Source organism: Streptomyces virginiae, from assembly GCF_041432505.1.
GTDB lineage: Bacteria > Actinomycetota > Actinomycetes > Streptomycetales > Streptomycetaceae > Streptomyces > Streptomyces virginiae_A.
In genome coordinates this window covers 910,351-937,249 of sequence record NZ_CP107871.1, presented here as the reverse complement: position 1 = coordinate 937,249, position 26,899 = coordinate 910,351, and the positions used below count along the sequence as shown (strand labels likewise).

General features: G+C 72.0%; 27 protein-coding genes. 11 read left to right on the top strand and 16 right to left on the bottom strand.

Annotated features, from left to right (window positions below):
* Positions 1-15: 15 nt before the first annotated feature.
* Complete coding sequence (locus tag OG624_RS04525; protein WP_051762103.1) at positions 16-633, top strand: RNA polymerase sigma factor; 618 nt, start codon at positions 16-18, stop codon at positions 631-633.
* On the opposite strand, the gene OG624_RS04520 is transcribed toward OG624_RS04525, so the two are convergent.
* The 7 genes from OG624_RS04520 to OG624_RS04490 form a co-directional block, all read right to left on the bottom strand.
* Positions 605-889, bottom strand: a complete 285-nt coding sequence (locus OG624_RS04520) for a hypothetical protein (RefSeq protein ID WP_161292291.1) — start codon at positions 887-889, stop codon at positions 605-607. The genes OG624_RS04525 and OG624_RS04520 overlap by 29 nt on opposite strands.
* A complete protein-coding gene (locus OG624_RS04515; RefSeq protein WP_371639107.1) occupies positions 890-1,651 on the bottom strand; it encodes a 4'-phosphopantetheinyl transferase family protein in 762 nt (253 codons plus the stop codon).
* Positions 1,648-2,436, bottom strand: a complete 789-nt coding sequence (gene fabG / locus OG624_RS04510; RefSeq protein WP_371592215.1) for a 3-oxoacyl-ACP reductase FabG — start codon at positions 2,434-2,436, stop codon at positions 1,648-1,650. The genes OG624_RS04515 and fabG overlap by 4 nt, the downstream gene beginning before the upstream one ends.
* A complete protein-coding gene (locus tag OG624_RS04505; RefSeq protein WP_161292287.1) occupies positions 2,433-3,902 on the bottom strand; it encodes a UbiD family decarboxylase in 1,470 nt (489 codons plus the stop codon). Before OG624_RS04505 ends, fabG begins: the two co-directional genes overlap by 4 nt.
* Positions 3,903-3,912: 10 nt before the next feature.
* Complete coding sequence (locus tag OG624_RS04500; protein ID WP_371592213.1) at positions 3,913-4,572, bottom strand: UbiX family flavin prenyltransferase; 660 nt, start codon at positions 4,570-4,572, stop codon at positions 3,913-3,915.
* Between the two features lie 67 nt (positions 4,573-4,639).
* Positions 4,640-5,677, bottom strand: coding sequence for a ketoacyl-ACP synthase III family protein (locus tag OG624_RS04495; RefSeq protein ID WP_033213766.1), 1,038 nt, complete (start codon positions 5,675-5,677; stop codon positions 4,640-4,642).
* Positions 5,678-5,882: 205 nt separating this feature from the next.
* Entirely contained in the window at positions 5,883-7,322 is a 1,440-nt protein-coding gene (locus OG624_RS04490; RefSeq protein ID WP_033213764.1) for an MFS transporter, read from the bottom strand.
* 124 nt (positions 7,323-7,446) lie between these two features.
* Here OG624_RS04490 and OG624_RS04485 point away from each other — a divergent pair, with 124 nt between their 5' ends.
* Positions 7,447-7,995 carry a TetR/AcrR family transcriptional regulator gene (locus OG624_RS04485; RefSeq protein WP_199920789.1) on the top strand — a complete coding sequence of 183 codons (549 nt, stop codon included), beginning with the start codon at positions 7,447-7,449 and terminating at the stop codon, positions 7,993-7,995.
* A 78-nt stretch (positions 7,996-8,073) separates the two neighbouring features.
* Here OG624_RS04485 and OG624_RS04480 read toward each other — a convergent pair whose 3' ends face one another.
* Positions 8,074-8,505 (bottom strand): nuclear transport factor 2 family protein, encoded by a 432-nt coding sequence (locus OG624_RS04480; RefSeq protein ID WP_033213762.1) that lies wholly within the window; start codon positions 8,503-8,505, stop codon positions 8,074-8,076.
* Positions 8,506-8,697: 192 nt separating this feature from the next.
* On the opposite strand from OG624_RS04480, the gene OG624_RS04475 reads away from it, so the two are divergent.
* From OG624_RS04475 to OG624_RS04465, 3 genes are read left to right on the top strand one after another with little or no spacing between them, the layout of a single operon-like run.
* A complete protein-coding gene (locus OG624_RS04475) occupies positions 8,698-9,744 on the top strand; it encodes a ketoacyl-ACP synthase III family protein (RefSeq protein WP_033213759.1) in 1,047 nt (348 codons plus the stop codon).
* Entirely contained in the window at positions 9,741-11,285 is a 1,545-nt protein-coding gene (locus tag OG624_RS04470; protein ID WP_161292283.1) for an acyl-CoA carboxylase subunit beta, read from the top strand. Before OG624_RS04475 ends, OG624_RS04470 begins: the two co-directional genes overlap by 4 nt.
* A 23-nt stretch (positions 11,286-11,308) precedes the next feature.
* Positions 11,309-11,509, top strand: coding sequence for an acyl-CoA carboxylase subunit epsilon (locus tag OG624_RS04465; protein ID WP_033225840.1), 201 nt, complete (start codon positions 11,309-11,311; stop codon positions 11,507-11,509).
* Between the two features lie 50 nt (positions 11,510-11,559).
* On the opposite strand, the gene OG624_RS04460 is transcribed toward OG624_RS04465, so the two are convergent.
* The 4 genes from OG624_RS04460 to OG624_RS04445 all read right to left on the bottom strand — a co-directional run bounded on the left by OG624_RS04460 (position 11,560) and on the right by OG624_RS04445 (position 15,327).
* Complete coding sequence (locus tag OG624_RS04460; protein WP_371587219.1) at positions 11,560-12,615, bottom strand: zinc-binding dehydrogenase; 1,056 nt, start codon at positions 12,613-12,615, stop codon at positions 11,560-11,562.
* Positions 12,616-12,669: 54 nt separating this feature from the next.
* A complete protein-coding gene (locus OG624_RS04455; protein WP_033225837.1) occupies positions 12,670-13,524 on the bottom strand; it encodes a DMT family transporter in 855 nt (284 codons plus the stop codon).
* A 100-nt stretch (positions 13,525-13,624) separates the two neighbouring features.
* A complete protein-coding gene (locus OG624_RS04450) occupies positions 13,625-14,422 on the bottom strand; it encodes an ATP-grasp domain-containing protein (RefSeq protein WP_033225835.1) in 798 nt (265 codons plus the stop codon).
* Positions 14,419-15,327 (bottom strand): ATP-grasp domain-containing protein, encoded by a 909-nt coding sequence (locus tag OG624_RS04445; RefSeq protein ID WP_033225834.1) that lies wholly within the window; start codon positions 15,325-15,327, stop codon positions 14,419-14,421. Before OG624_RS04445 ends, OG624_RS04450 begins: the two co-directional genes overlap by 4 nt.
* 153 nt (positions 15,328-15,480) lie before the next feature.
* Here OG624_RS04445 and OG624_RS04440 point away from each other — a divergent pair, with 153 nt between their 5' ends.
* Together OG624_RS04440 and OG624_RS04435 are read left to right on the top strand one after the other, a co-directional pair.
* Positions 15,481-16,899 carry a hypothetical protein gene (locus tag OG624_RS04440; RefSeq protein WP_371587218.1) on the top strand — a complete coding sequence of 473 codons (1,419 nt, stop codon included), beginning with the start codon at positions 15,481-15,483 and terminating at the stop codon, positions 16,897-16,899.
* Between the two features lie 9 nt (positions 16,900-16,908).
* Positions 16,909-17,640 carry a DUF7873 family protein gene (locus tag OG624_RS04435; RefSeq protein ID WP_033225830.1) on the top strand — a complete coding sequence of 244 codons (732 nt, stop codon included), beginning with the start codon at positions 16,909-16,911 and terminating at the stop codon, positions 17,638-17,640.
* A 460-nt stretch (positions 17,641-18,100) separates the two neighbouring features.
* On the opposite strand, the gene OG624_RS04430 is transcribed toward OG624_RS04435, so the two are convergent.
* The 3 genes from OG624_RS04430 to OG624_RS04420 form a co-directional block, all read right to left on the bottom strand.
* Positions 18,101-18,826 (bottom strand): anti-sigma factor, encoded by a 726-nt coding sequence (locus tag OG624_RS04430; protein ID WP_033225829.1) that lies wholly within the window; start codon positions 18,824-18,826, stop codon positions 18,101-18,103.
* Entirely contained in the window at positions 18,823-19,434 is a 612-nt protein-coding gene (locus OG624_RS04425) for a sigma-70 family RNA polymerase sigma factor (protein ID WP_030725819.1), read from the bottom strand. Before OG624_RS04425 ends, OG624_RS04430 begins: the two co-directional genes overlap by 4 nt.
* A gap of 123 nt (positions 19,435-19,557) precedes the next feature.
* A complete protein-coding gene (locus OG624_RS04420; RefSeq protein WP_371639106.1) occupies positions 19,558-20,556 on the bottom strand; it encodes a DUF1996 domain-containing protein in 999 nt (332 codons plus the stop codon).
* Positions 20,557-20,638: 82 nt separating this feature from the next.
* Here OG624_RS04420 and OG624_RS04415 point away from each other — a divergent pair, with 82 nt between their 5' ends.
* Positions 20,639-21,622, top strand: a complete 984-nt coding sequence (locus tag OG624_RS04415) for a phosphotransferase family protein (RefSeq protein ID WP_371639105.1) — start codon at positions 20,639-20,641, stop codon at positions 21,620-21,622.
* A gap of 61 nt (positions 21,623-21,683) precedes the next feature.
* Here the strand turns inward: OG624_RS04415 and OG624_RS04410 are convergent, their stop codons facing one another.
* Positions 21,684-22,850, bottom strand: a complete 1,167-nt coding sequence (locus tag OG624_RS04410) for a DNA gyrase subunit B (RefSeq protein WP_371639104.1) — start codon at positions 22,848-22,850, stop codon at positions 21,684-21,686.
* Positions 22,851-23,150: 300 nt separating this feature from the next.
* Between OG624_RS04410 and OG624_RS04405 the strand changes: the two genes are divergently transcribed.
* The 3 genes from OG624_RS04405 (at position 23,151) to OG624_RS04395 (ending at position 26,743) form a co-directional block, all read left to right on the top strand.
* On the top strand, positions 23,151-23,723 hold the full coding sequence (locus OG624_RS04405) for a GNAT family N-acetyltransferase (protein ID WP_371639103.1): 573 nt from the start codon (positions 23,151-23,153) through the stop codon (positions 23,721-23,723).
* A 54-nt stretch (positions 23,724-23,777) separates the two neighbouring features.
* Positions 23,778-24,527: a DUF1838 family protein gene (locus OG624_RS04400; protein WP_371639102.1), complete on the top strand. Its 750-nt coding sequence runs from the start codon at positions 23,778-23,780 to the stop codon at positions 24,525-24,527.
* Between the two features lie 446 nt (positions 24,528-24,973).
* Positions 24,974-26,743 (top strand): S8 family peptidase, encoded by a 1,770-nt coding sequence (locus OG624_RS04395; protein ID WP_371589764.1) that lies wholly within the window; start codon positions 24,974-24,976, stop codon positions 26,741-26,743.
* The last annotated feature ends 156 nt before the right edge of the window (positions 26,744-26,899 follow it).

Genomic DNA, 26,899 nt, shown 5'->3' with positions numbered 1-26,899 from the left:
CCCAGGAAGGAACCCATGTCTTCGACGCGAATGCGCCCGGCGGACGCGGCCGCCGGAGCTCTTGGCCCCGGTGAGCTGGTCGCCGCGTGCCTGTCCGGTTCCCAGCAGGCGTGGGAGGCGCTCGTGGAGCGCTACGCCCCGGTGGTGTGGACGGTGGCCCGCTCGCACCGGCTCAGCCAGGCCGACTGCGAAGAGGTCTTCCAGCTGACCTGGATGCGGGTGTACCAGAGCCTGCCCCGGATGCACACGCCGGAGCGGTTCCCGGCCTGGCTCACCACCTGCGCGCGCCGGGAGAGCCTCAAGCAGTACGAACGCGCGGGACGCTACGTTCCGGTGGGCGACACGGGAAGCCTGGAATCGCCCGCCACCGCCCACCCGGGGCCGGAGGACGCCCTGCTCAGCCGGGAACGCAGCGCCGAGGTCCTTTCGGCGCTCGCGGAGTTGCCCGAGCGGGACCAGCGGCTCCTGGCCCTGCTGAGCGCGGATCCGGCCCCGGGGTACGACGAGGTCAGCCGTCGGCTCGGCATCGCCCGCGGCTCGGTGGGCCCGCTGCGCGGCCGCGCGCTGCGCCGCCTGGGGGAGCAGCTGCGCAAGCGGTACGGCGTCAGCGACGCGTACGAGGCAGCGGTGTGAAGCCCATTCCGGCGTCGGCCTGTCCGGCGTCGGCCTGTCCCGTCCCGGCCTGTCCCGTGCCGGCCCGTCCTGGGTCGGCCGGCTCGTCGGGCCCGGCCGCGGCGCACGCGCGCGGCGCCGGCCACGCGGCGATCTCCGCGACGAGCGCGCGAGGCGCCCGACCCACCGCGGCGCGCAGTTCGTCCAGCAACGGGTCCTGGTCCTCGCCCGCGGTCGCGCGGGCCACCGCACGGCGGCCGGGATCGGTGTCGCGCATTCAGCGCCCCTCTCGTGTTCGGGCCGGCTCGGCGGCTTTGATGACGGACGCCGAGGCTAGTACACGGGTACGGACCCGCAGGCGGGCCGGCGGGGAACCGGCCACCGCCGAGGCGCGCTCCGACACGGCCGCGGCGGCGGTGAAGCCCTCGGGCACCGCGAGGTCCACGAGATGCCACGCCGGGTCCGCCGACGCGCCCTGCGCCGCCCCGATGCCGTGCGCGAGCCCCGTCCCGATTCCCTTCAGGTACGCCTCCGTACGGACCCAGCAGCCCAGGAAGGCGCGCAGCCGCTCCGGCTCGGGCAGGGCGTCCAGCGCGTGTCGCCGCGCGGCCGGCAGCAACCCGGCGACGGTACGCGCGGTGCGCGCCGTGACCGCGTCCGACTCCACGTCCACGCCGACGGGGCCCCGCGCGAAGGCGTAGAGGACCCCGTCGCCCGCGTGTGCCATCGAGAACTCCAACCCGTGCCCGCCGGCCGCGTACGGGCGGCCGTGCGGGCCGCCGCACGCGGGACAGACCGCCCGACGCAGCCGGACCTCGGAGGGCAGCGTCCCCAGGTGACCGGCGAGCAGCACCCTCAAGCCCGCATGAGCCATGATCTTGCGGTGCCGGTGCAGCGGCCGCTTCAGCCGCGCGACGCGTTCGCGCTGCTGCGGATCGAGGAGCCGCGCGGCCGTCTTGGTGCCCGTACCCGCCGGTGGCACGGTGAGCCACCACACGTGCAGCTCACCGGGGCGCACCGGCGGGTACGGCGTGGTCAAAGCGCCACGCCTCCGTCCACCTGGAGGATCTGCCCGGTGATGTAGGACGCCTTGTCGGACAGCAGGAAGCCCGTGAGGTCGGCGACCTCCTGAGCGGTGCCGAAGCGCCGCAACGGGACCGCGGCGAGGGCTTCCTTGCGCGCCTTGTCGCTGAGGTCGTCCGTCATGTCGGTCTCGATGAAGCCGGGAGCCACGACGTTGACCCGGATGCCGTGCCGGGCGAGTTCCTTGGCGAGGGTGCGGCTGAGGCTGTTCACCCCGCCTTTGGACGCGGCGTAGTTGGCCTGTGTGGCGTGTCCGTAGACACCGGCCACCGACGAGATGTTGACGATCACGCCCGCACGCCGTTTGAGCATGCCGAAACCGACGGTCCGGCAGAAGTTGAACGTTCCGGTGAGGTTGGTGTCGATCACCGAGGCCCAGTCGTCGACGGGCATCATGACCAGGTGGTTGTCCTTGACGATCCCCGCCGAGTTGACGAGGCCGTACACCGGCCCCAGCTCTCCCTCCGCCCGCTTGACGAAGGTTTCGACCGCCTGGTGGTCCGCCACGTCGCACGGCGCGTGGAAGCAGGAGGCGCCCTGCGCCCGGACCAGTTCGGCCGTCTCGTCGGCGGCCGCCGAGGCGGATCTGCCGCAGAAGGCGATGTCGTACCCCTCGCCGGCGAGGTGCACGGCGACGGCGCGGCCGATGCCGCGGGTCCCTCCGCTGACCATGACCAGGCGCCGCGGCGCTTCCTGATCGCCGTGGCCGGCGGGGCGGGTGACGGTGTTCGTCTCGGTCATCGGTTCTCCCAGATGGCGAGGGCGCGGGCCTGGATGTCGGCGGAGAAGTTGTCCTTGAACGCGGTGCTGCGGGCGCGCTTGTCCTCGTCGGGGTGGAGGAGGCAGTCGTACGCGATCTTCGCTCCGCCCTCGGCGAGTTCCTCGGGCGAGTAGACGACGTGCAGCGGGGTGACCTTCTGGTCCTCGATGACGATCTGGCCGCGCGTGGGATGGCTGCGCGTGTGGAACGCCCACATCAGGTCGCGCAGGTCGGTGGGGTCGATGTCGTCGTCGAGGACCATGATCCGGGTGATCCAGTACCCGACCTTGGGGCGCAGCGCCTGATGGGCGATGGCACGCGTGAGCATGCGGGTGCTGGTGAAGGCGGAGCGCTCGCGCCAGTCGCGCGGAACGGTGACCGCCAGCAGGTTGATGGCGCTCTCCGGCACGATCCAGGCGGCCGTGACGGGCAGTCCGGCGGCGCGGAGCTGGTGCAGGGCCTCGGCCGAGTACGTCGTGCCGACCGCGGTGTGGTCCTCCTCGACGGGCTTCCCGGCCGAGACGACCGGCAGGATCGGGTCGTCGCGATGGGTGATGGCGCTGATGTGGAAGACCGGCCAGGGGTTCGCCTTGCCGGTGAGGTAGCCCGCGTACTCGCCCATGGGTCCCTCGGGCGCGGTCTCGTCGAGGGAGACGTGGCCCTCGATGACGATCTCCGCGGTGGCCGGCACGTCGAGGTCGACCGTCTTGCAGCGCACGAGTTCCAGCGGCTCACCGAAGTGGGCGCCGAGGTAACCGGCTTCGTCCGTTCCGGACGGCAGCCCCATGCCGCAGGCGAAGGGGACGGCCGGCTCGGCTCCCTGGACCAGGGCGAAGGGCATGGGTTCGCCGCGGTCCCGCCACAGCTTGAAGATCTTCCCGACGTCCTGGAGCGGCCGGACCATGCCGGCCATCCGACGGCCGTCGATCATCATGACGCGCGCGATGGACCAGTTGGTCCAGCTGCCGTCGGGGGTGCGGACGACGATCGCACCCCAGGTGTTGATGTAGCGCCCGCCGTCACCGTCATGGATGAGGGGTACGGGGAAGGCGTCGAGTGTGGCGTCCTCGCCGAGCAGGACGTTCTCCTGGCAGGGGCCCCGGTCGACGACGACCGGCGCGATGGGCTCCCGGCCGCGCGCCGCGGCGAGCTCCTCGACGATGTCCAGCGGGTGGGCGGCGGCGTCGAGGCCGAGCGAGAGGGCGACCCTGGCCCAGGGGGCACCGGGCGCCGAGCTGAGCGCGGCGGGGGCACCCAGGACCCGGAAGCCGGGCGCGTAGCCCTTGACCGCGGTGAACAGCGGTGCCGGGTCGCGGTTCTCGGCGCTGCGCCGGATGACGGCCCCGATCTCCAGATGGGTGTCGGCGGGAGCGTGCAGCTCACGCACGTCGCCCAGCTCGTCCAGAGCGGCGAGGTGGTCGCGCAGGCTCGTCAGGTGCTTGGTCATATGTGGTTCCTCAGGCGTGTACGGCGCTCTGCGCGAGCGGTCGCGGGGTGGTCGGCGCGGAGGTGGGGGCCTGGGCCGGTACGGCCGGCTCACCCCAGCGCGGGAAGGTCTCGGAGTCGATGCCGAACAGGTCCAGGGCCCGGCCGACGGACTGGTCGATGACGTCGTCGAGGCCCTTCGGGCGGGTGTAGAAGGCCGGCACCGGCGGCGCGATGATGCCGCCGTTCTCCGTCACCGTCGTCATGTTCCGCAGGTGGGTGAGGGTCAGCGGGGTCTCCCGGACCATGAGGACGAGCCGGTTGCGCTCCTTGAGGGTGACGTCGGCCGCCCGCGCGAGCAGGGTGTCGCAGGTGCCGACGGCTATCTGCGCGAGGCTCTTCACGGAGCAGGGGGCCACGATCATCCCGCGTGTCCGGAAGGATCCGCTGGCGATGGGCGCGCCGACGTCCTCCGGCGAGTAGTGGAAGTCGGCGAGCTCCTGCACCTGCGCGGTGGTCAGGTCGCTCTCGTACGAGAGCGTCAGCCGCGCGGACCGCGACATCACGAGGTGCGTCTCGATGCCCGCCGCCTTGAGGACCTGCAGGGTGCGGATGCCGTAGGCGATGCCGGTGGCTCCGCTGATGCCCACCACCATCCGGTGCGCGCCGCGCGGGTACGACGTGTGGTTCATGTACGTGCCTTCCTGCCCGCGAGGGCCGCTCGCGGGGTATGACGACGGGGTTCGGTGCCCGGTGCGATCACTGCTCGGGGGCCTGGACGACCGCGGTGGACCAGGTGAAGCCGCCGCCCGCGCCCGCGACGATCGCGAACTCGCCGGGCCGGAGCATGCGGTGGCTGACGATGTCCGCCATGTTGGCGAGCATGTCTCCCGCGCCCAGGTGTCCCGTTCTGCCGCCGAGCAGCACGGTCTCGGCCTTGAGGACCCCCGCGAGGGAGCCGTACATCACGTCGACGAGGCGCGGTCCCATGCGGGGCATGGTGAACAGCCGGATGCGCGGGTCGTGCGGATGCAGGCCGGCCTCGTCCAGGGCCTGGTCGAGGGAGGCGCGGACGTGGACGCGGGCCGCCTCGGGGAAGACGTCCTTGCCCACGGCCTCGTAGAACTCCTTGCGTTCGACGTTCGTCTCCCAGGTCGTGCGGTCCTGCATCGGCAGTTGGGAGAAGGGCTGGTTCCCGCGCTCCATGCCTTCGAGCCGGCCGTCCGTCGAGTGGGTCAAGGACAGCAGACGCAGATCGTCCGGGCCGCCGTCGCGGCGGTGCAGGAGCGCGGCGGTCGCGCCGTCGCCGTATCCGATGTCGGAGTGCATGCTCCAGCGGTCCCACGCCGGGGCGTGGTAGCGCTCGCCGGTCGTGACGAGGGCGCCGGACAGCGAAGGGTCGCCCAGCAGTTGGGTGGCGGCCACCAACAGGCCCGTCGCGCCGCCGGTGCACAGGGCTTCGATCCCGAACGGCAGCGCCGTCGGGGGGAGGCCGAGTTCGCTCGCGATGTAGTGGGCGTACGACCACTTCTCGTGCCCTTGGTGGAAGACCCGGGCATGGGCGAGGAAGCCGATGCGTGAGGGGTCCCACCCCGCGTGGTCGAGCGCTCTGCGAGCCGCCCGTACCGCCATCTGGGGTGCGGCCAGGTCGGGGGTCACGGGAAGCTCCGTGACACCGAGCTGCTGGACGCGCTCCGCTGTGAGGCGGCCCGCGGCGACCTGGTCCCTCGCGGTCTGTGTGGTGCCGGGCAGCCAGGTGGTGACCGCCTTCACTCCGAGTCCGCCCTCGAATTTCATTGCCGGATCCCCTCCGCCAGTCGCTGGTTCACGCCCGTACAGAGCGGGTCGCCGACCGCGTGGATACAGGGGGAGTCCAAGGACTCGTCGGCCGGCGGTGGACATGGCGAAGCCGCCTGGAGTCCGGCGGGGGTTCCGGGCTCCAGGCGGCGGTCGGTGGGCGGCCTCGCGCGGCGCCGGTGGCTCCGCGCGAGGCCGCACGCCTTCAGGAGGCGTCGGCCTCGGTCCGGCGGGCGAGCAGCAGGCCGACGAGCAGGGCCAGGACGCCGATCCCGGCCGCGATGAACCAGGCGTGTCGGAAGGCGTCCAGGGTGGCGGCGCCGGGGGCGGGGGTGCCGAGCACGGCGATGAACACCGAGATGCCGATGACGAGGCCGACCTGCCGGACCATCATGTTGACGGCGGACCCGGTCGCGAAGGCTGTCGGGGGCAGGTCCTTGGTGACCAGGCCGACCAGCGCGGTGGTGCCGAGAATGGTGCCGACCGGGGTCAGCAGCGCGCCGGGCAGCAGCATGGTGACGTAGTCGGGTTCGCTCTGCGCGGCGATGCCCCACCACAGGACACCGGCGGCGAGCAGGGCGCATCCGAGGACGACGACGGTGGCGGCGCCGAGCTTCTTCACGAGCGGACCGGTGGCCATGGCCATGACCGGCATCAGGAAGGTGCCCGGTGCGAGGGCGAGCCCGGTCTCCAGCGCGGAGTACCCCCGGACGTTCTGGCACCAGAGCATGAAGGAGAAGAGCATCGCGCCGAAGCAGGAGTTGAAGACCAGCGCGGTCAGGTTCGCCAGGCTGAAGGACCGCACCCGCAACAGCGAGAACGCGACCACGGGGTTGGGGTGCCGGGCGGAGCGTCGGAAGAACTCGGCGAGACCGACGACGGTCAGCGCGAAGCAACCGAGTACGCGTGCGGAACTCCAGCCCCACTCCGGCGCCTTGATGAGGGCCAGTGAAGCGGCGGCGACCGCGACGACGATGAGCACCGAACCGAGCAGGTCGGGCAACGGACCGCGTTCGGGCTGTGCGGAGGTGGGCAGGACGCGGCGGCCGACCAGCAGTGCGGCGATGCCGAAGGGCAGGTTGATCAGGAAGATCCACCGCCAGTCGAGATTGACCAGGGCGCCACCGACGATCGGGGCGAGCGCCGCGGCCACACCTCCCACCGCCGTCCAGGCCCGCACGGCGGCGCCGCGCCGCTCCGGCGGGTAGGAGGCCAGCAGCAGGCCGAGCGAGGTGGGAACCATCGCGGCGGCGCCTAACGCCTGCAGCACCCGGGCGACCACCAGCATGGGCACCCCCTGCGACGCGGCGCACAGCGCGGAGGCGAGGGTGAAGAGGCCGAGCCCGAGCAGGAATCCGCCCTTGCGGCCGGAACGGTCCGCGAGCCGGCCGGCGGGCACGAGCGCCGCGGCGAAGACGATCGAGTACGCGTTGAGCGTCCAGGACAGGGCCGCCGCGGTCGTGCCGTGGAAGTCCTCCTCCAGGGCGGGGAAGGCGACGTTGACGATCATCATGTCGAGGCTCGACATGACGAATCCGGCGCATACGACGAGGAAGACGAGTGTGCGGTGGCGCCGGTCCGCCGGTGACTCGGGTGGCGACGCCACGGTCTTCGCGGGGACCGCGTCCCCTGCGGTCTGGGTCATGTCTTCATCGTTCCCTTCGCTGGGCGGCTACCAGCTCGAAGGTAGCAGTGACTAACTACTCAGTCAACGCTCATCTCGCCACCGCGGGTCACATTTGCGCCCGTCGCGTGGTTTCATGTGGACCATGGAACGGATGACGGGCGATGAGCGCCGCAAACAGATTCTGCAAATCGCCTCCGAGGAGTTCTCGCACGGGGGCTATTACGGAACTTCGGTGGAAACGATCGCCCGGAAGGCGGGCATCAGCCAGCCTTATGTGTTTCGTATCTTCGATACGAAAAAAGGGCTCTTCATTTCCGTCGTCGAAAATTCCTTCAACCTGGTCGTGGCGTCCTTCGACCAGTCGGCCGAGGGTCTGACCGGCGTGGATGCCCTCGTCGCCATGGGTGATCGATACCGCTCCCTGGTACGCGACCGGCTTTTCCTGCTGATCCAGCTGCATGGTTTCGCCGCATCCGACGACCCGGACATCCGGGCGGCCGTCCAAACCGGTTTCGGGCGAATGTGGAATGCCATCCAGAAGAACTCGGGTGCCGATGACGTCACCGTCAAGCGCTTCCTTGCCCTGGGCATGATGCTGAATGACATGGCGGCCATGGATCTGTGGAACTTGGACGAGCCCTGGGCCAAGGCGTGCGTCGCCTCGCTCCCGGTGGAGAGCTGGGCGGGCTGACGCGAGACGCGTCTCCCGCCCCGGGGGCGGCCGTCGGCCGCCCCCGGCACGAGGGGGCGGCCGACGACCGCCCCTGTTTCACGCGGCGGACGGCGGCCGCTCGTCGGTCTCGGCTCCCTGCGTCCAGGCCTCCACGATCCAGCCGTCGACGATGCGCAGGATGTCGACGCCGACCCAGGTGATCCGCTTGCCGGGCACGTCGGACGGCCACCCGGTCCGCCCCAGGCAGGTAGCGGTGCCGAACCAACGGCACACCGCGAGTTCCCCGTCGACCACCGGCCCCAGGTCCGTCTCGTAGCGCAAGCCCTCGAACTTGCCCGTGAAGCCCGCGACCCAGTCGGCCATCGTGCCCGGGTCCCGGATCGTGTCCGGGTCGATCGTCGCCCCGGTGGTGGGCAGATGAAGCCGGTACTCCGCAGCGATGATCTTGTGTGCCGCGCCCGGGTCCTCGTTCCACATCTCCAGCCAGCCGTCCCACAGTTCGGCCGCCGTACGCGTCCTCGACGTCATGAGCCCGCCCTCTCGCTCGATATCTCTCCGCGGGGCTCGGACGGAGCCCCGTCTCACAGAGCGCCGGGCAGCCGTCCCGCGTACACCCGAATCAGGTGTATCCACGGCCCGGCCCCGCAGGTCTGTCGGAATGCGACGACCCAGGACGGGCCGGCGCGGCGACGAGCGAAGCCCAGGACAGGAGAATCCGCGATGCGCTTCAGCGAAGACCTGACGGTCGAGGCGGCGGCCACCTGGCTGCCCAGCACCACCCAGAGCGCCTACGCGCTGGTGGCCGACGGTGTCCTCGACCCGGACGGCCCGGAAAGCGCCGGAGTGATCGAAGTACCGGTCTCGTACGACACGTCGGCCCCCGACATGGCCGTCTCGGCCGGGCGCAGGGCCCTGGCCCTGGCAGAGGTCGAGGCGACCGACATCAGCCTGCTGCTGCACAACTGGATCTGGCACCAAGGCCATGACTTCTGGTCCCCGGCCCACTACGTGGCCGACCGCGTGGGGGCCTCGGCCGCCATCCCCTTCGGCATCCAACAGATGTGCCACGCCGGGGCGATGGCCCTGCACACCGCCGCCACCTACCTCACCGCCGATCCTTCGCTCCGCACTGCGCTGATCACCACCGCGGACCGGTTCGACCCCGCCGGCTTCGACCGCTGGCGCGGCGACTACCAGGTCGCCTACGGGGACGGCGCCACCGCCGCCGTGCTCGGACGATCCGGGCGCGGGCTGCGACTGGTGGCCCACGCCGTGCTGGCCGCGCCCGAGATGGAGTCCATGTACCGCGGTACGGACGCCTTCGGCCCCGCGCCGCTCGCGCACGGCCGGCCCGTCGACATCCGCCGGACCAAGCGCGCGTTCCTGGAATCGGGCGGCATGGCCCGGTTCGCCAAGACCGGCCCGGAAGCCGTGCGTACGGTGGTGCTGCAGGCCCTGTCCGAAGCGGGCCTGCTCCCCGACGACCCGCGCATCCGGTGCGTCGCCCTGCCCCGGCTCGGCCCCAAGGTCCTCGACCTGATGTACCTCCCGGCCGTCCGGGAGCTGTTGGCGGCGGAGCCCGTACGCCTCGGCGCACGCACCGGGCACCTGGGCTGCGGCGATCTGGTCGCCAACCTCGCGGACCTCGGAGCGGGGGACCGGCTGGCGCCGGACGACTACGCCCTTCTCCTCACCGGTGGCGGCGGCTTCACGTGGTCGTGCCTCGTGGTCCAGCAGGTCGGCGACGGCTGGGGGGCCGGACGATGAGGAACCGGGTCGACGAGCTGCACTCGTTGCGTGAGCAGGCGAGGCGTGGACCGAGTGACCGCGCGACCGAGACGCAGCACGCGAAGGGCAAGCTGACCGCTCGTGAGCGGATCGCGTTGCTGCTCGACGAGGGTTCCTTCCGGGAGGTCGAGCAGTTGCGCCGGCACCGGGCGACCGGGTTCGGCCTGGAGAACAAGAAGCCCTACACCGATGGTGTGATCACCGGGTGGGGCACGGTCGAGGGCCGGACGGTCTTCGTCTACGCGCACGACTTCCGGATCTTCGGTGGTGCTCTGGGTGAGGCCCACGCGACGAAGATCCACAAGATCATGGACATGGCCATCGCGGCGGGTGCGCCGCTGGTGTCGTTGAACGACGGCGCCGGCGCCCGTATCCAGGAGGGCGTCTCGGCGCTGGCCGGGTACGGCGGTATCTTCCAGCGCAACACCAAGGCCTCGGGTGTGATCCCGCAGATCAGCGTGATGTTGGGCCCGTGCGCGGGTGGCGCGGCGTACTCGCCGGCGTTGACGGACTTCGTGTTCATGGTCCGTGAGACCTCGCAGATGTTCATCACCGGCCCGGACGTGGTCCGCGCGGTGACCGGCGAGGAGATCACCCAGAACGGCCTCGGTGGCGCGGACGTGCACGCCGAGACCTCGGGCGTCGCGCACTTCGCGTACGACGACGAGGAGACCTGCATCTCCGAGGTCCGCTACCTCATCTCGATGCTGCCCTCCAACAACCGCGAGAACCCGCCCGTCCACGAGACGTCCGACCCGGCCGACCGGCGCAGCGAGGTCCTCCTGGACCTGGTCCCCGCGGACGGGAACCGCCCGTACGACATGCTCAAGGTCATCGAGGAACTCGTCGACGAGGGCGACGTCCTGGAGATCCACGAGCGGTGGGCCCGCAACATCATCTGCGCGCTGGCCCGGATGAACGGCCAGGTCGTCGGTGTCGTCGCCAACCAGCCCGGCCACCTCGCCGGTGTCCTGGACATCGAGGCCTCCGAGAAGGCCGCCCGCTTCGTGCAGATGTGCGACGCCTTCAACATCCCGATCATCACCCTGCTGGACGTCCCCGGCTTCCTGCCGGGCGTCGACCAGGAACACGGCGGCATCATCCGCCACGGCGCCAAGCTGCTGTACGCGTACTGCAACGCCACCGTCCCGCGGATCAGCCTGATCCTGCGCAAGGCCTACGGCGGCGCGTACATCGTCATGGACTCCCAGTCGATCGGCGCGGACATCACCTACGCCTGGCCGACCAACGAGATCGCCGTGATGGGCGCCGAGGGCGCGGCCAACGTCATCTTCCGCAAGCAGATCGCGGACGCCGAGGACCCCGAGGCCATGCGGGTGCGCATGGTCAAGGAGTACAAGGCCGAACTGATGCACCCCTACTACGCGGCCGAACGCGGCCTCGTCGACGACGTCATCGATCCCGCCGAGACCCGCGAGGTCCTCGTCAGCGCCCTCGCGATGCTCCGCAACAAGCACGCCGATCTGCCGTCCCGCAAGCACGGCAACCCGCCGCAGTAGCAGCGAAGGAGACCCGCCACCACATGACCACCGCCACCGACACCCTGCTCCGCGTCGAAAAGGGCAACGCCGCCCCCGAGGAACTCGCCGCGATCACCGCGATCCTCCTCGCCCGCGCCACCGCCGGCTCGGCCCAGGCCCCGCCCCGCACCACCCGCTCCGAGGCCGGCTGGCGCCGCCCGGAGCGCAGCCGCCGCTTCCAACCCCCGCACAGCTGGCGCTAGGGCGTGTCTTTCGGATCACGCCGGGCCTGCCGGGACCGGGCGATCACGGCTCAGCCTCGGGCGCGTGCTCCCGGGAGGATGATCGTGACCCCGCGCCCGGCCGCCGTGCCCATCGCGGCCAGGGCCGCCGGGGCGGCGTCGAGCGGGATCGTCGAGGTGACCAGCAGGTCCGGCCGCAGCGCCCCGCCCCGGACCAGCTCCATCATCGGTGGGTAGGCGTGCGCCGCCATGCCGTGGCTCCCCAGGATCTCCAACTCCCAGCCGATCACCCGGTCCATCGGCAGGGCCGCCGCTCCGGCCGCCGCCGGCAGCAGTCCCACCTGCACGTGCCGCCCGCGTCGGCGCAGCCCGGACACCGAGGCCGCCGCCGTCGCCGGTGAGCCCAGCGCGTCGAGGGACAGGTGCGCGCCCCCGCCGGTCGCCTCCCGGACCGCCCGCGCGGTGTCGGCGGTGTCCCGGGCGTCCACGCCGTGCACGGCTCCGAACTTCCGCGCCAGATCCAGCGCCCCCGGCGCCGTGTCCACGGCGACCACCCGGGCCCCGGCCGCCGCCGCGATCATCACGGCGGAGAGCCCCACCCCGCCGCAGCCGTACACGGACACCCACTCGCCCGCCGCCACCCGGCCCCGTGCCACCACCGCCCGGAACGCCGTCGCGAAGCGGCACCCCAGACCGGCCGCCGTCGCGTACGACAGCTCCTCGGGCACCGCCACCAGATTCACATCGGCGTGGTCCAGGGCCACGTACTCGGCGAAGGACCCCCAGTGCGTGAACCCGGGCTGCGTCTGCCGCGCACACACCTGGTGGTCGCCGGCCGCGCAGTCGGCACAGCTGCCGCAGGCGCACACGAAGGGAGCCGTGACCCGGTCACCGACCCGCCAGTTCACGACACCGGCCCCCACCGCCTCGACCACACCCGCGAGTTCGTGGCCGGGCACGTGCGGCAGCACGATGTCCGGGTCGTGCCCCATCCAGCCGTGCCAGTCGCTGCGGCACAGCCCGGTGGCCTCCACCCGTACCACCACCCCGCCCGCCGGCGGACTCGGCTCCGGTACCTCCCGTACCTCGGCCTGCTCGCCGTACCGTTCGAAGACCACCGCTCGCATGGATCCCGCCCTCCGCTCGACTGCCCGCACGGTACCCGTCGCCGCGGGCGCTGCTCACGGCGCGCCCTCGCCGGCCCGGGCGAGCGCCAGCACACCCCCGCAGATCAGGGCGATGCCCAGCAGTTGGGGGAGCAGCCACCAGCCCGACCGCAGGTGTTCCTCGTACAGGACCACCCCCAGCGCGATGCTGATGCTCGCGTCGCCGAGGGTCAGCGCGGGCTGCGAGGCGACCAGTGGGCCGCCCTGCATGGCGTGTTCCAGCAGGAGCAGGGCGCAGATGCCACTGGCCCCGAAGGCGTACGTCTCCCAGGTCGTCAGGAAGGCGACGAAGCCGCTGTCGTCGAGGACGTGCACCGAGGACTTCATCAGCGCGGCGGTGAGCGCGTAACAGACGGCGGTGGCGGCGCCGAGGCAGCCGGCCCGGGCGCGGCCGGGCGGCAGGCGCATCCCGGCCACGGCCAGGGCGGCCACGACGACCGCGCACGCCGGTAGGGCCACCACCCAGCGCTCGGCCGGCACGTCCGTCCGGTTGCCCATCGGCGAGGCGGCCACCAGAGCGACCCCGAGCCCGGCCACCACCCCCGCCACGGCCAGCCACAGCGCCCCCGGCAGCCGCTGCCGCGTCACCAGCGAGGCGATCAGCAGCGCGAGCGGCAGCTCCAGCACGAACAGCGGCTGTACGAGGGCCAGGGCACCCGTGGCCAGCGCCACGGCCTGGCCCACCCCGGCCGCGATCACGGCCAGGATGCCGCCGATCCACAGCGGCCGCCGCAGCAGATCGAGGACCAGGCCGAAGCGGAAGCCGTCGCTCTGCGGCACGGTCAGCGCGGCCCGCCGCTGGAGCACGGTGGCGAGTGCGTTGCTGAACGCCGCGAACAGCGCGAAGAGGACCGGCAGGACGACGCCCATGCCCCGATCCTCACGGCGCCCGCCGCCCCGCCGTGGCACGACACCGGGCCACGACCGTCCTGCCCCGCGCATTCCCCCGTCCGGACCTGCCCGGCAGTCCTCAGGCCCGCCCCGCGGCCCGGCGCAGGGCCAGCGCGGCGAGGGCCTCCGGGGCGCCGGCCTGGCCCCGGACGCCGGGGAAGGCGTTGATGTCCACGATGAGCGGCGTCCCGCCGCCGGCGTCGATGATGTCCACGCCGTAGACGTCGAGCGCGAACACCGCGCCCACCTCGCGCACCAGTGCGGCCCAGCCGGACGGAAGTTCCGCGAGCGGCAGCGGACGGGTGGGCCCACGGCCCTCGGGGGAGAGCTCCGAGCGGCGCAGGGCCGAGAACACCTGGTCCCCTATGGCCCACAGCTTGTGGTCCCAGCCGCTGTTGGGCGCGTAGTCCTGCACCACGACCGGCTCGTGCGGCCATTCCCGGGCCAACTCCCGCAGCCGTCCCGTGTCGTTCACGCGGGCGACGAGGTCGCCCCGGCGGCTGCGCCGGCTCTTGACCACCACGGGGGCGTCCAGCAGGGCGCCCGCGGCCCACGCCCCGAGGGAGTCGTGGGTACGGGTCGCGGCGAAGGGCAGCCCGGCCCGCAGGGCGAGCTCGGCCATCGCCGTTCGGTCCTGGCACAGCTCGGTGGCCGCGGCGGAGTTCACCACGGCCGCTCCCCGCCCCTCCAGGTGGCGCGCGAGACCCAGCGCCTGCGGTGTCCGCGACTTCAGCAGGTACACCTCGGCGAGCGGCAGCGGGACCTCCCCGGGCGTGACCGGATCGAGGGCTTCGACCGTGTGCTCCGGGGCCAGCAGCGCGGTCGTGTCCGCCAGCAGCGGATGCCCGGGCTCCGGGGTGATCAGGCCGATCCTCACGCGCCGTCACCTCCGACGGCGGAGACCTGCGCAGGGATCGACAGGGGCAGCGGGTAGGGCAACGCCACGGGCGCCGGCGGGGGTGCGCAGCCGCCGCCCGCCCGTGCGAGGTCGAGGACGGCGCGGGCCACCCGCGCCGCCGCGTCCGGCACCTGACGGAAGCTCGGGAAGTCGTTCACGTCGACGACCACCGGGCCGTCCGGGCCCAGCAGCACGTCCACGCCGTACAGGTCCAGCCCGTAGACCGACCCCACCTGGGCCGCGATCGCCGCCACCTCGGCCGACAGCGGCACGCGCCGCTCCCGTACCGAGGGGTCGGGGTGCAGTGGGGAACAGCGCTCGGTCGCGAACAGCTCGCCACCGACCGCGTACACCTTGATGTCCGTGCCCGAGTTGGGTACGTACGGCTGGGCGATGAGCAGGCCCTCGCCCGCGAGCACGGGCAGCAGCGACTCCAGCCGCTCCGGCGAGGACACCAGATGCACGGCCCGCCCGGAGCTGCCGTCGGCCGGCTTGACCACGAGCGGGTACTCCGACTCCGGGATCTCCCTGAGCAACTCGGGGCGGGCCACCGCGTAGGTGGGCGGCAGCGGGAGCCCCCGGCCGCGCCCGAGGGCGGCGGCCAGTGCCTTGTCCCGTACGCCCCGGATCGACCGGGCGTCGTTGACGGTGGTCGTCCCGGCCGCGGCGGCGGCTTCGAGCAGCGTCAGACCCGGGCCGCCGGACACCGTCTTGAGCACCCAGGCGTCGTGCGCACCCGCGTCCACCACCTCGGTCATGCGCAGGAGCGAGCCGCCCGGCCGCACGACGTCCACCTGGTGCCCCCACGCGGTCAGCTGCCGGATCACCTCGTTCGGCATGCCGTCGTGGCGGTAGTGCTCCTCCACCAGGAAGCAGAGCCTCATGGACCTTCCCCATATCCCCGGACGTCCGCCGATACCGTCCGGCGAGTTGTGACGTCACAGGATGTCATGGACCGCAATGTGATGATCGGTCCGCGTGTGGGCTTCCTTGCTACCCTGCCCGTTCCGCATCACCGGGGGAGGGATCAGGACGGCATGGGCGATCGGTGGACGGAGCCGCTGCACGGGCTCGCGGGGAACGAGGCCGCACCGGCGGACGTGCTGCTGCGACTGCTCGGCCACGAAGACGAGTGGCTGCGCCGAGCGGTTGCGCAGCGCGCGGCTCTTCCGCAGGAGGTGGTCGAGGCCGTTCTCGTCCACCCGGACCGCCGGGTCCGGGCCGCCTTCGCCCAGAACGGCGGAGCCGACCCCGACCAGCGTGCCCGGTTGGTCGACGACCCGTCCGCGTCGGTCCACCTCGCCCTGGCACACGGTCCCCTGGCCTACCGGCGGCGGGTGGCCCCGCTCCCGGACCGGGCCTACGAGCGGCTGCTCGACCACCCCAGGGGCATGGTGTCCGGCGAACTGGTCAGGTGGGGCGCCGCACCCGCCCACATCCTGGCGGGACTCGCGGACCACGAGGACCCGATGTTCCGGGAGGCCGCCTGCCGTGCCTGGGGCCGGCTCGCGGACGGGGTCCGGGAGCGGCTCCTGCACGACGAGGACCCGCAGGTGCGGCAGGCCGCCGCCCTGCGCGTCTGCCACGAGGACGAGGAACGGACCACCTGGCTCGTCGACCGCTCGGGGAGCGGGTGGCACCTGGGGGAGGTCCTGACGAGGGGCCGGCTCACCCGGGAACTCGCCGAACGCCTGCTCGCACGGGGCGAACGGATCGCCGCGCTCGCCGCCAACCCCTCGCTCCCGCCCGACCTGGTGGCCCGGCTGGCCGTCGACCCCGACCCGAAGGTCCGCCTCCAGGTGTCGGCCCGCCCCGAACTGACCGAGTCCGAGCGCGCCGCCGTCGACCACACCGTGGACGCCGAGGACCGGCTGCCCACCCTGGGATGGGTGTGGGAGCGTCGTACGGACGCCGCGTTCCTACGGCGGTGCGCCCGGTCCGCGCACACCTGGCTGCGGCGCAGCGCCGCGGTCTGCCCCGGCCTACCGGTCGACGCCGTCGAACTGCTGGCGCGGGACGAGGACTTCGCCGTACGGCTGCTGCTCGCCGAGTTCCACCCCGAGCCGCCGCCCGAGCTGCTTCTCGACCTGTACCTGAACGGCACCCACCGCGCCGTGGGCATGCTGGTCGCCCGGCCGGGATTTCCCGCCGCCGGGCTCGCCGCGCGCCTCGGCGACTCCCCGGACCCGAGGGCCCGGCGCCTGGCCCTGCGTGACCCCGGCCTGGAGCCGGAACTCCTGGACCGGCTCCTCCGGGACCCGGAAACACGCGCGGCCGCCGGCCGGGACCCCCGGCTCCCGGTGGCCCGGATCCGGGAGTTGCTCGCCGATCCGGATCCCGAGGCGGCGGCCGCCGCGGCGGCCAATCCCGCACTTCCCGCCGTGGATATGCGTCAGTTGCTGGACCGGGCGAAGGTGCCGGAAATTCCGATGAATGATCGGACGATCGGCTGCTAGGTTGATCACGTGCCGAAGTTGAATCAGATCATCGCAGTGGAAAAGGGCGTCAAGTCCAAGTCCCTCCAGGAGCTCACGCAGGCTCACCACGACGTCCAGAAGCCCGCCCTGCTGGCCGGAATCTCCCGGACCTACCAGCCCAAGGACGAGGAGGGCGAGCAACTGCCGCCCGAGTCGACCCGGGTGCAGGTCAAGGCCGAGGACGTGCTGCGGGCGACGGCCGGCACCCTGACGCGGCTGTTCGACGTGACGGCGACCAAGGACTGGGCCAACCGCACCGCGGCCGCCGATGTCGTCGTGGACGGAACGGTCCTGCTGGCGCAGGTGCCCGTGCCGTACCTGCTCTTCCTCGAGAAGCAGCTCACCGACATGCACACCTTCGTACGGAAGCTGCCGGTGCTGGACGCCTCCGAATCCTGGAACCTGGACCCGTCCACGGACTCCTGGAAGACGGACCCGGTGCGCACCATCCGTACCAAGAAGGTGCCGCGCAACCACGTGAAGGCCGAGGCCACCGAGAAGCACCCGGCGCAGGTCGAGGTGTACTACGAGGACGTTCCGGTCGGGTACTGGACGACCGTGAAGTTCTCCGGTGCGCTGCCGGCCCGTCGGGTCAACGAGCTGCTCGACCGCGTGGAGAAGCTCCAGCAGGCCGTCAAGTTCGCCCGCGAGGAGGCCAACAGCGCCGAGGTCACCGACCAGCGGATCGGCGACGCGGTGTTCGGCTACTTGTTCAAGTAGCCCCTAAGACTCCCTCTGCATGTCTGCAGGGGGTGCGCGAGAGCGCAAGCTGAAACTGATGTTGAAGCTGAACGAGGGTGTCAGTTGGGGGTTCGAATCCCTCCCCCGGCATTGACGAGCCGGGGTGGCCCAAGCTGGTAGAGGCGGCCCTTCAATCTCAGATTATCGCTCCAGTCTCAGTATTCGCCGCCGAACACCGGATCGACCGAGCGTGGACGATCATCGATGGATGGGGGTTCAAGTCCCCTCTGTGCCTCTTCTCATGGCGCGGTAGTTCAAAGGTAGAACACGTCGATCTAAGAATGATCCGCGACTCTTAAACGTGCCGGTGTGCGCAATTGGGTGGCACACAGGAGCCCGGGAGCTGGATATGCTCCCGGGCTCCGTCACGTTCCGGCCCAGGTCCCCGCCCGAGCCCGGACCCCGGAACCGAAGTCCGGGGTCCGGGCTCGCGCTCCGGTCAGACCGGTACGGACACGAACGTCCGGCCCGACTCGTTCTCGACCAGGATCGCCTTGACGTCCGCCGGGTCCACGGCCGCCGAACCGTCCAGCCCCGCGCCCTTGCCCTCGCCGTTCTCCTGGCTGCCCACGACCCAGCTGCCCGCGGTCGTGCGCGTACCGTTCTTGGAGACCACGACCAGCCGGCACCGCTCACCCGGTGGAACTCCCGTGACCGCGGCGCGCACCCGCACCCACTTCGTCGCGGGCGTCATCTGCACGGTCATCCGCGCGCCCGAGGACTGGTCGGTCCCGGAGAGCGTCTTGGTCCCGGCGGGCGGCGGCGAAGGGTTCGCCGTGGCCGTCGGGGACGGTGGTGCGGGCAGCGCGACCGCGTCCGGATCGCCCGAACCCAGCTGGGTGCCGGCCCAGAACACGGCGGCCAGCGAGGCCGCCACCGCCAGTCCCGCGAGGCCCGCGCGCCGTCGCGAGTCACCGGCCCGCTCACCGCGCATCTGCCGCAGGGTGCGCTGGAGCAGCAGGTCACCGCCCTGCGGCGGTCCGTCGAGGAACGCCTCGTCGGGCACCTCGCCCAGAGCCGCCTCCATCTCGCGCAACGCGGCCACCTCCTCCCGGCACTGCACGCATCCGCTCGTGTGTTCCTCGACCCGGCGGATCTCCTCGACGTCCAGGACGCCGAGCACGTAGGGGCCGAGCAGTTCCTCCTCGTGCCGCTGCCGGTTCATGCCACCACCTCACGCAGTCCGGCGGGCTGCTGGGGCGGCCTGCCCGATCGCTTTCCTTCTCTGGAACCGATGTCCCTGAATCCGTCGCTCTTGAAGACGTCGCGCAGCGCCTTGAGGGCGTAGTGCGAGCGAGATTTGACCGTGCCCGCCGGGATGCCGAGGCTGTCGGCCGCCTCCGCCACGCTGAGCTGTCGGTAGTACAACTCCTTGAGGACGTCCCGGTGTTCCGGCGACAGCTGATCGAGGGCCCCCAGGACCGTCATGCTGTCCACCACGGAATCGGCGTGGTCCGCCTCCACCGGGGGAGCGGACGAGGCCCCGGACACCTCGGGCGGTCGGGCGGCCTTGGCCCGGTAGCGGTCGGTGATGATGTTGCGGGCCACCGTGAGCAGCCAGCCGCGCACCGAGCCCTTTCCGTTGACCAGCACCTCGGAGTGGCGCCAGGCCCGGATCAGCGTCTCCTGTACGACATCCTCGGCGGCGGCCCGATCCCCGGTCAGCCGGGTGGCGTACGCGAGCAGGGCGTGGCCGTGCTCCTCGTACACCGACTTGATCAGTGCCTCATCGGTCGAGCCCCGCCGAGTGCGGGGCCACAGTGGTCCGGCCATCTCACCCTCTCCGTCTTCCTCGCATGTGTGGTGCGGTCGGAACACGCCACCAGGACGGATTCGGTTCACGTGACCTACGTCACTCGGACCCCGTCGCTCGGATCCGTCGCTCGGATCGGTCGCTCAGGCCCGGCAGGCACGGCCCTTGTTGAGGCAGTCGACGACCGTGGCCATCTGCCGATCGGTCATCACGTTCACGAACATCGCGTGATCCGTCTTCGGGCTGTGCCGCTGCTCGGGGAAGGAATCGAGGGCCACGTTCAGCCCCGAGGGGATGTCGTAGGCGAGGGAGACCCGCAGTTCGGGCACGGGGAAGGTGTCCTTCGGGCAGACGCCGTTCGCGGCCGTGAACAACAGGTGCGAGCGGTGCGTGACGCCGACGGTGTCGATGCCGTTCCAGCAGCTCGGGAAGACGAGGGTGCGGGTGACGCGCTCGCCCGCCGGGCAGCGCGGATAGCGGGTGGTGGCCCGGTCGGGGGAGCCCGAACACCCCCACCGGGCCCGGACGTCGGCCTCGCTGCCCGCCGTGTACGCGACGGCGTCCCCGGTCATCCCGCGCAGGAAGCGCGGCATCGGCACCACCTTGCTCACGGGATTGCCGCGGAACTCCACCCGGACCGAGGCCTCCGGCACGATCTCGCCGACGTTGCCGTGCCCCGCCGAATGCTCGTGCGGGCGCGTGCCCGGCCGATCGGGGCGACGCAGGACGGGCCAGTAGTACGTGGACCGGTCGCCGCCCGCACAGCTCGTGGCGGCCGCGGCCAACGAAGCCTCCGTCGACAGCGCGTCGGTGGAGAGGTTCCCCACGTAGGCGTGCGTGTGATGGGCGCCGCCCGGCAGGCCAGGCGAGACCACGAGATTGTCCTCGTTGTAGTGACGCTCCTCGTTGCGGCCGCAATCCACCACCATCGAACCGGCCGACCCCTCGGCCCCGGGGGCGGGAGCGGCTGCCGGAACGCGCGGAACCTCACGTATGTCCACGTAGTCGGAAGCCACCGGCCGCCCGTCCGCCGCCCCGGCGTGCGGCCCGACCGCTCGCCACGCCCCCAGTACCGCCGCGATCAGCACGCCGCTCAGGACCAGGCAGAGGGCGAAAGTGAGCAGCCGGTGTTCGTTCCCCATGCCGGTCACCGTCGCCGCTGGCGTCCCCGTCGTCAACCTGACATCCGCATGGTGGTCCGGGGAAGATCGATAGGCTGTCTCCATGACGGCGGGCGAAGAGACCGAAGGCGTGGGCGACGATCCGTACGGCGAAGGTTGGGACGCCACGCGCTCCTGGGTGGAGCACGGGCTGTCCGGAGCCGAACGCATCGAGAAGGTCGTACGGCTGCGCGGCGGCTGGACCTCGCGGATGCGCCGGCTGGACCTCGGCGGCCCGGACGGTCGTCGCTCGCTCGTGCTGCGGTCCTTCGTCGCACCCTTCTACGTCCGGCACGCGGAGGGCCTGCTGACCCGTGAGGCGGACATCCTGCGGCTGCTCGCGGACACGGACGTACCGGCGGCGGAACTGGTGGCGGTGGACGCGACGGCGCGGCACTGCGACCACCCCTCCTTGCTGATGTCCCTGCTGCCGGGAACCGTGCGCGTGGGCGACCGGCAGGCCGACGACCGGGCCGACCTGCTGGCCCGCCAACTGGTACGCATCCATCACCTGCCGGTGCCCGCGCAGCGGCGGCCGCGCACCTACCAGCCCTGGGCCTCCGCCGAGCGCGTGAGTCCGCCCGCGGACACCGAGCGGCCCGACCTGTGGCAGCGGGCCATCGACGTCATCCGCCGCGAACCCCCGGCCTACCAGGGCCGCTTCCTGCACCGGGACTTCCACCCGGGGAACGTCCTGTTCACGGGTACGGGAGAGGACCTGCGGATCAGTGGTGTCGTCGACTGGGTGGAGACCTCCTGGGGGCCCGCCGACCTGGACGTGGCGCACTGCTCGACGGCCCTCGCCCTGCTGCACGGCGTACCGGCGGGGATGCGCTTCGCCGACCGTTACGCCGCCGCGGGAGGAACCCTGGCCGAGGACCGCGCCGCCCATCTCCACTGGCGGCTGCTGGACGCGCTGGGCTTCGCGCCGGACGCGGAGAAGGTCGGCGTGCCCTGGCGCGAGTTGGGCCGCGTCGACCTGACGGCTCGTGTCCTGACCCAGAGGCTGGAGGGGTACATCCACGCCCTCTTCGAGAGGTACGCCTGAGGGGCCGCATCCCGACCGGCCGCCCGCCGTGCACCGACGTCGGCCGGGATACGGCGAGGGCTCAGCAGAGGATGTCGGTCCCGAGGATCCGGCCGACGACCGCCGTGGCCTGCTCCGGGTGCTCCTCCAGCCAGGCGCCGAGATGCTCCTCGACGGCCTCGGCGACGCAGGCGCGCACCGCGGCGCCGCCCAGCTCTCCATGTGTGGCGCCGACGAACCGCGGGTCGTCCAGCTTGACCGACACGACCGCCGTCAGGCCCTCGGCGACGCGTCCGGCGTCGAGGCCGGGGGCGTCCGCCGTCAACAGCCCACGCCCGCGCGCGTACGCGTCGAGCGCGGCCGCCACCCCCTCGCGCAGGCCCGCCTCGTGCGTGCCGCCGTGCGGTGTGGCCACGCTGTTGGCGAAGCCGCGGATCCGTTCCTCGGGGGAGCCGCACCACCGCAGGGCCACCTCCATCGTCCCCGCCATCCGCGGGTCCTCCCGCTCGAAGCCGATGACGTCCGTGTGCACCGGGGTCCCCGCCCGTGCCGGGAGCGAGACCACGAAGTCCCGTACCCCGCCCAGGAAACGGAACCGCGCCGTCTGGGGGCCGTCCGCAGGGCGCTCGTCGGTCAGGGAGATGTCCAGGCCCCTGTTGAGGAAGGCCAGTTCCCTGAAGCGCTCCGCCAGCACGGCGAACGAGCACTCCGTCGTCCCGAAGATGCCCGCGTCGGGCCGGCAGGTGAGGGTGGTCCCGCTCCCGGTCGCCGGACCCGCGGCGGTGGGCCGGGTGACGGCGACGCCGCGCGCGTACTCCTGGACCCAGCGGACCCCCGCGCGCCGCACCTCGGCCGTCAGGCGGCTCGACAACGCGTTGGCGACGGCGGGTCCCAGGCCGAAGAGAGTCAGCGGCACGGCCCGACGGTCGCCGGGCCGCGACCCGAAGGACAGTTGCGTCAACAGGGCTTCGAGGCCGGGGCCCTCGGTGTCCCCGGCGGCCGCGAAGGGGATGCCCGGACCGTCGTCGGTGACCCGTACGCCTCCGTCGGCCATGAGGGTCACGCCGACGGCGCCGGCGCGGCCGCTCACGGCCTCGTTCACCGCAAGGTCCGCGACCTCCAGGATCAGTTGGCGCAGGCCGCGTTCGCCGGTCGAGCCGATGTACATCCCGGGCCGCCTGCGAACGGCCTCGGGCCACTCCAGCACCTTGATGTGGCTCGCGTCGTACCCGATCGCTTCGTCACTCACGAAATCCCCCTCCGATGGTGTTCGGCAGATGTCCCCAGCCTAGGTGAAACCGAGGAAAAGGCCAGGTCAGAGCAGGTTTGCCGGGTGCGTGGACGGGCAGGTGAGGGGCTGTCAGGGCCGGGTCCGCCCAGGGGGCGCAGGCCACGCCGGAATCGCGGCCGAGGCCCCACCGAAGCCGCGTACGACCCCGTTCCGGGCGGCCCCGAGGCGCCTGATTCCGGTGTGTGTCCCCGTCCGACGTGAGGCACCGCGTCATCGTCACCCGTCGGCACCCTCGGGCGTGCTGACTACGATCGTCCGGTGATCATTTCCGTCACGCTCGACGCCGCCGCGACACCGACCGCTCCCGCTCTCGTCCTTCGGCCCTGGTGCGTGGACGACGTCGCCGCGTTGGTCGAGGACTCCCCGGATCCCGGGCTGCGGTCCGAGGACGACGGACTGAGGTGGGTGCGGGCCCAGGAGCGGGGGTGGGCGGAGGGGGGCCGGTTCGGCTTCGCCGTCCTGGAGCCGGGCCCGGGCCCGAGCGCGTCGTCGCCGGCGCGGCTGGTGGGCAACGTCGTCCTCAAGGAGGTCGCGCCCGGCAAGGCCGCCGCCGAGGTCGGCTACTGGACGGCCGCCAGGGCGCGCGGCCGGGGTGTGGCCCCCCGAGCCCTGGAAGCCCTCACCACCTGGTCCCTGGACGCCTTCCGGGCCGACGGCCTCGAACGCCTCGAACTGCTCCACCAGGTGGACAACCCCGCGTCCTGCCGCGTCGCGGCCAAGTGCGGCTACCCGTACGACAGGACCCTGGCCGCCGCACCTCCGACCTTCCCGCTCGACGGCCACCTGCACGTACGCCGCGCGCCCGCCCGGCCCGTCGCGGACACCCCCTAGGTTGTCCGTGGGGCCGCTTGTCCGGCCGTGCGGCGACCGCGCACAGTGGGGCGTATGACAACAGAGCTGACACCCGCCGAGCTCCTGCACGCATTCGCCCGCACCCGCGCCTCGCTCGACGGCGCCGAGGTCACCTACTGGTGGACCGGTGACGTCCACTCCTGGGCCCCGGGCGAGCCCTACCGGCGCCTCTTCGGCTTCGAAGGGCTCAACGTCGCGCGCCTCGTGGTGGACGAGGAGCTCGGCGGCTACCAGCTCCTGTCCAGGGAAGCCGCCTTCTACCTCGACCCCGTGACCCGGGAGATCCTGGAGACCTGGCAGGACAGGCCGGTCGTCCACGTCTGGAACGATCCGGCCGACCAGAAGTGGCGCCCCTTCCCGGTCCCCATGACGGAACTGGGCGACCAGATCTGCTTCAGCCTGGAGATCCCGCTGGCCTACCCCTCGCCCCTGCCGGTCGAGGAGTACCCGGCACAGTCCGCCGACGACACCTACCGCGCCCTGGAGCTGTTCCAGTTCTTCGCGCCCGCGACCACCCTGACCACCGACGCGGTGAGCGTCCCCGCCACGATGTCCTGGACCCGGATGTCCCCGTGGCTGCCCTGGATGGAACAGGGGCAGCGCCCCGGCGGCCTCACCTTCCACTGCCGCGGCCGCAAGCTGGACTCGTACACGCAGGTTCCGGAGCGCACCCGCGCCTATATCGCCGAAAATCAGCCTGAATTCGCCCACGCGCCGGAGAAGTGGAGCGAGCCGAACGAGACCAGCTGGACGTACTTCCGCAAGCTGTTCCCGCCCCGCTAGAGCCGGCCCCGCCTCCACCCCCGGTCCCGCGCGGCCTGCGCGCGGTCACCGAACGTCCCTGGTCAGAGACCTGCCGAGGGGCCCCCGGGGGGAGCCGCAGGGGGTGGACAAGGGTTTTCCCCGTATCGAGTTCATCCCCGTGTTGCCTACTGTCTGCCCACCGGCGATCTTCCCCTGGCTCTGCGGCACACACGCCAACCCCACATGGCGTGAAGGCGGCATCGGCCGGGGGGAGAGCCGGGACCGCCGTTGCCTGGCCCCGCCGTTGCGGCTCGGGCGACGTGGCGCGCGGCGGAGCCGGGGCGAGCTCGACCAACTCGCTCCCGGTCCCGCGGCCGCCGGAACCTCCCACACTGCACTGACCGGCCGCTCCGGCATGCCCGGGAACGGCCCTCGAAGGGGAACACGTGCACGCTTCCAGACGTAGGCTCATATCTGTGGTGGCCATGTCGGTCACCCTGCTCGCCGGCTCCGCGACCGCCTCCGTGGCTGTGGCCACCGAGACCCCCGCGGCGGCCCCCGCCGCCGCCACGGTCGCCCCCACCGCGCCGGTCGAGAACCTCATCGTCGGATACAAGTCCTCGGCCACCGAGGCCAGCTCGAACACCGCGGCGGCGGACGACGCCACCGCCAAGGGCAAGAAGGCCGGCAAGAAGACGAAGTTCGACCGCCGCCTCGGCACCGGCGCCGCCCTCGTCAACCTGGGTGGTGCGACCGCCCCGGCCGACGCGGCGAACGTGATGGCCCAGTTCCGCGCAGACCCGGACGTCGCCTACGTCGAGCCGGACACCCGCGCCTACGCCATGGCCGTCACCCCGAACGACACCGAGTACGCCAAGCAGTGGGACCTCTTCGAGTCCACCGCCGGCATGAACGTCCCCGGTGCCTGGGACACGACCACGGGCTCCGGCGTCACCGTCGCCGTGATCGACACCGGCTACGTCGCCCACTCGGACGTCGCGCCGAACATCGTCGCCGGCTACGACTTCATCTCGACCTCCTCCGAGGCCCGCGACGGCAACGGCCGCGACAGCAACCCGGCCGACGAGGGCGACTGGAACGCCACCGACGGCGAGTGCGGTGTCGGCTCCAAGGCCAGCACCTCCTCCTGGCACGGCACCCACGTCGCGGGCACCATCGCCGCGGCCACCAACAACTCCAAGGGTGTCGCCGGCATCGCCTACGGCGCGAAGATCCAGCCCGTCCGCGTGCTCGGCAAGTGCGGCGGTGCCACCTCGGACATCGTCGACGCGATCACCTGGGCCTCCGGCGGTTCCGTCGCGGGCGTCCCGGCCAACGCCACCCCCGCCAAGGTCATCAACATGAGCCTCGGCGGCTCGGGCACCTGCGGCACCAGCTACCAGAACGCCATCAACGCCGCCGTCGCCCGCGGAACGACCGTCGTCGTCGCCGCCGGCAACAGCAACGCCAACGCGTCCGGCTTCTCGCCCGCCAGCTGCAACAACGTGATCAACGTGGCGTCGACGAACCGCGCCGGCGAGCGCTCGTACTACTCCAACTTCGGCACGATCATCGACATCGCCGCCCCGGGCGGTGAGACCCGCCGCGCCACCGACACGCCCGGCACCGTCACCACCCCCGAGAACGCGATCCTCTCCACCCTGAACGCCGGCACCACCACCCCCGGTGCCGAGTCCTACAAGCCCTACCAGGGCACCAGCATGGCCGCCCCGCACGTCGCGGGTCTCGCCGCCCTGCTGAAGTCCGCCAAGAGCTCGCTGACCCCGGCCCAGATCGAGGCCGCGATCAAGGCCAACGCCCGCCCGCTGCCCGGCACCTGCACCGGCGGCTGCGGCGCCGGCATCGCCGACGCGGCCGCGACCGTCGCCGCCGTCACCTCGACGACCCCGCCCACCGGCGGCTTCGAGAACACCACGGACGTTGCCATCGGCGACAACACCACCGTGGAGAGCTCGATCACCGTCAGCGGTGTCACCGGCAACGCCCCGGCCACCCTCAAGGTGGGCGTGAACATCGTGCACAGCTACATCGGTGACCTCAAGGTCGACCTCGTCGCCCCCGACGGCACCGTCTACACCGTGCACAACCGGTCCGGCGGCAGCACCGACAACATCAACCAGGTCTACACCGTGAACGCCTCCTCCGAGGTCGCGAACGGCACCTGGAAGCTGCGCGTCAACGACAACGCCGGCGGCGACACCGGCAAGATCGACTCCTGGAACCTGACCTTCTGATCAGGAGCCAACTCGGCCTGACGGCCAGATAGTACGGACCAAAGCGAGCCCGCGGACCTGCTGATACACCTCGTATCGGCAGGTCCGACGGGTTTTCCCGGGACGTGACTGATTTCTGCGTCACAATCCGTGGTCGCCCGCCACTCGACCTCGTAT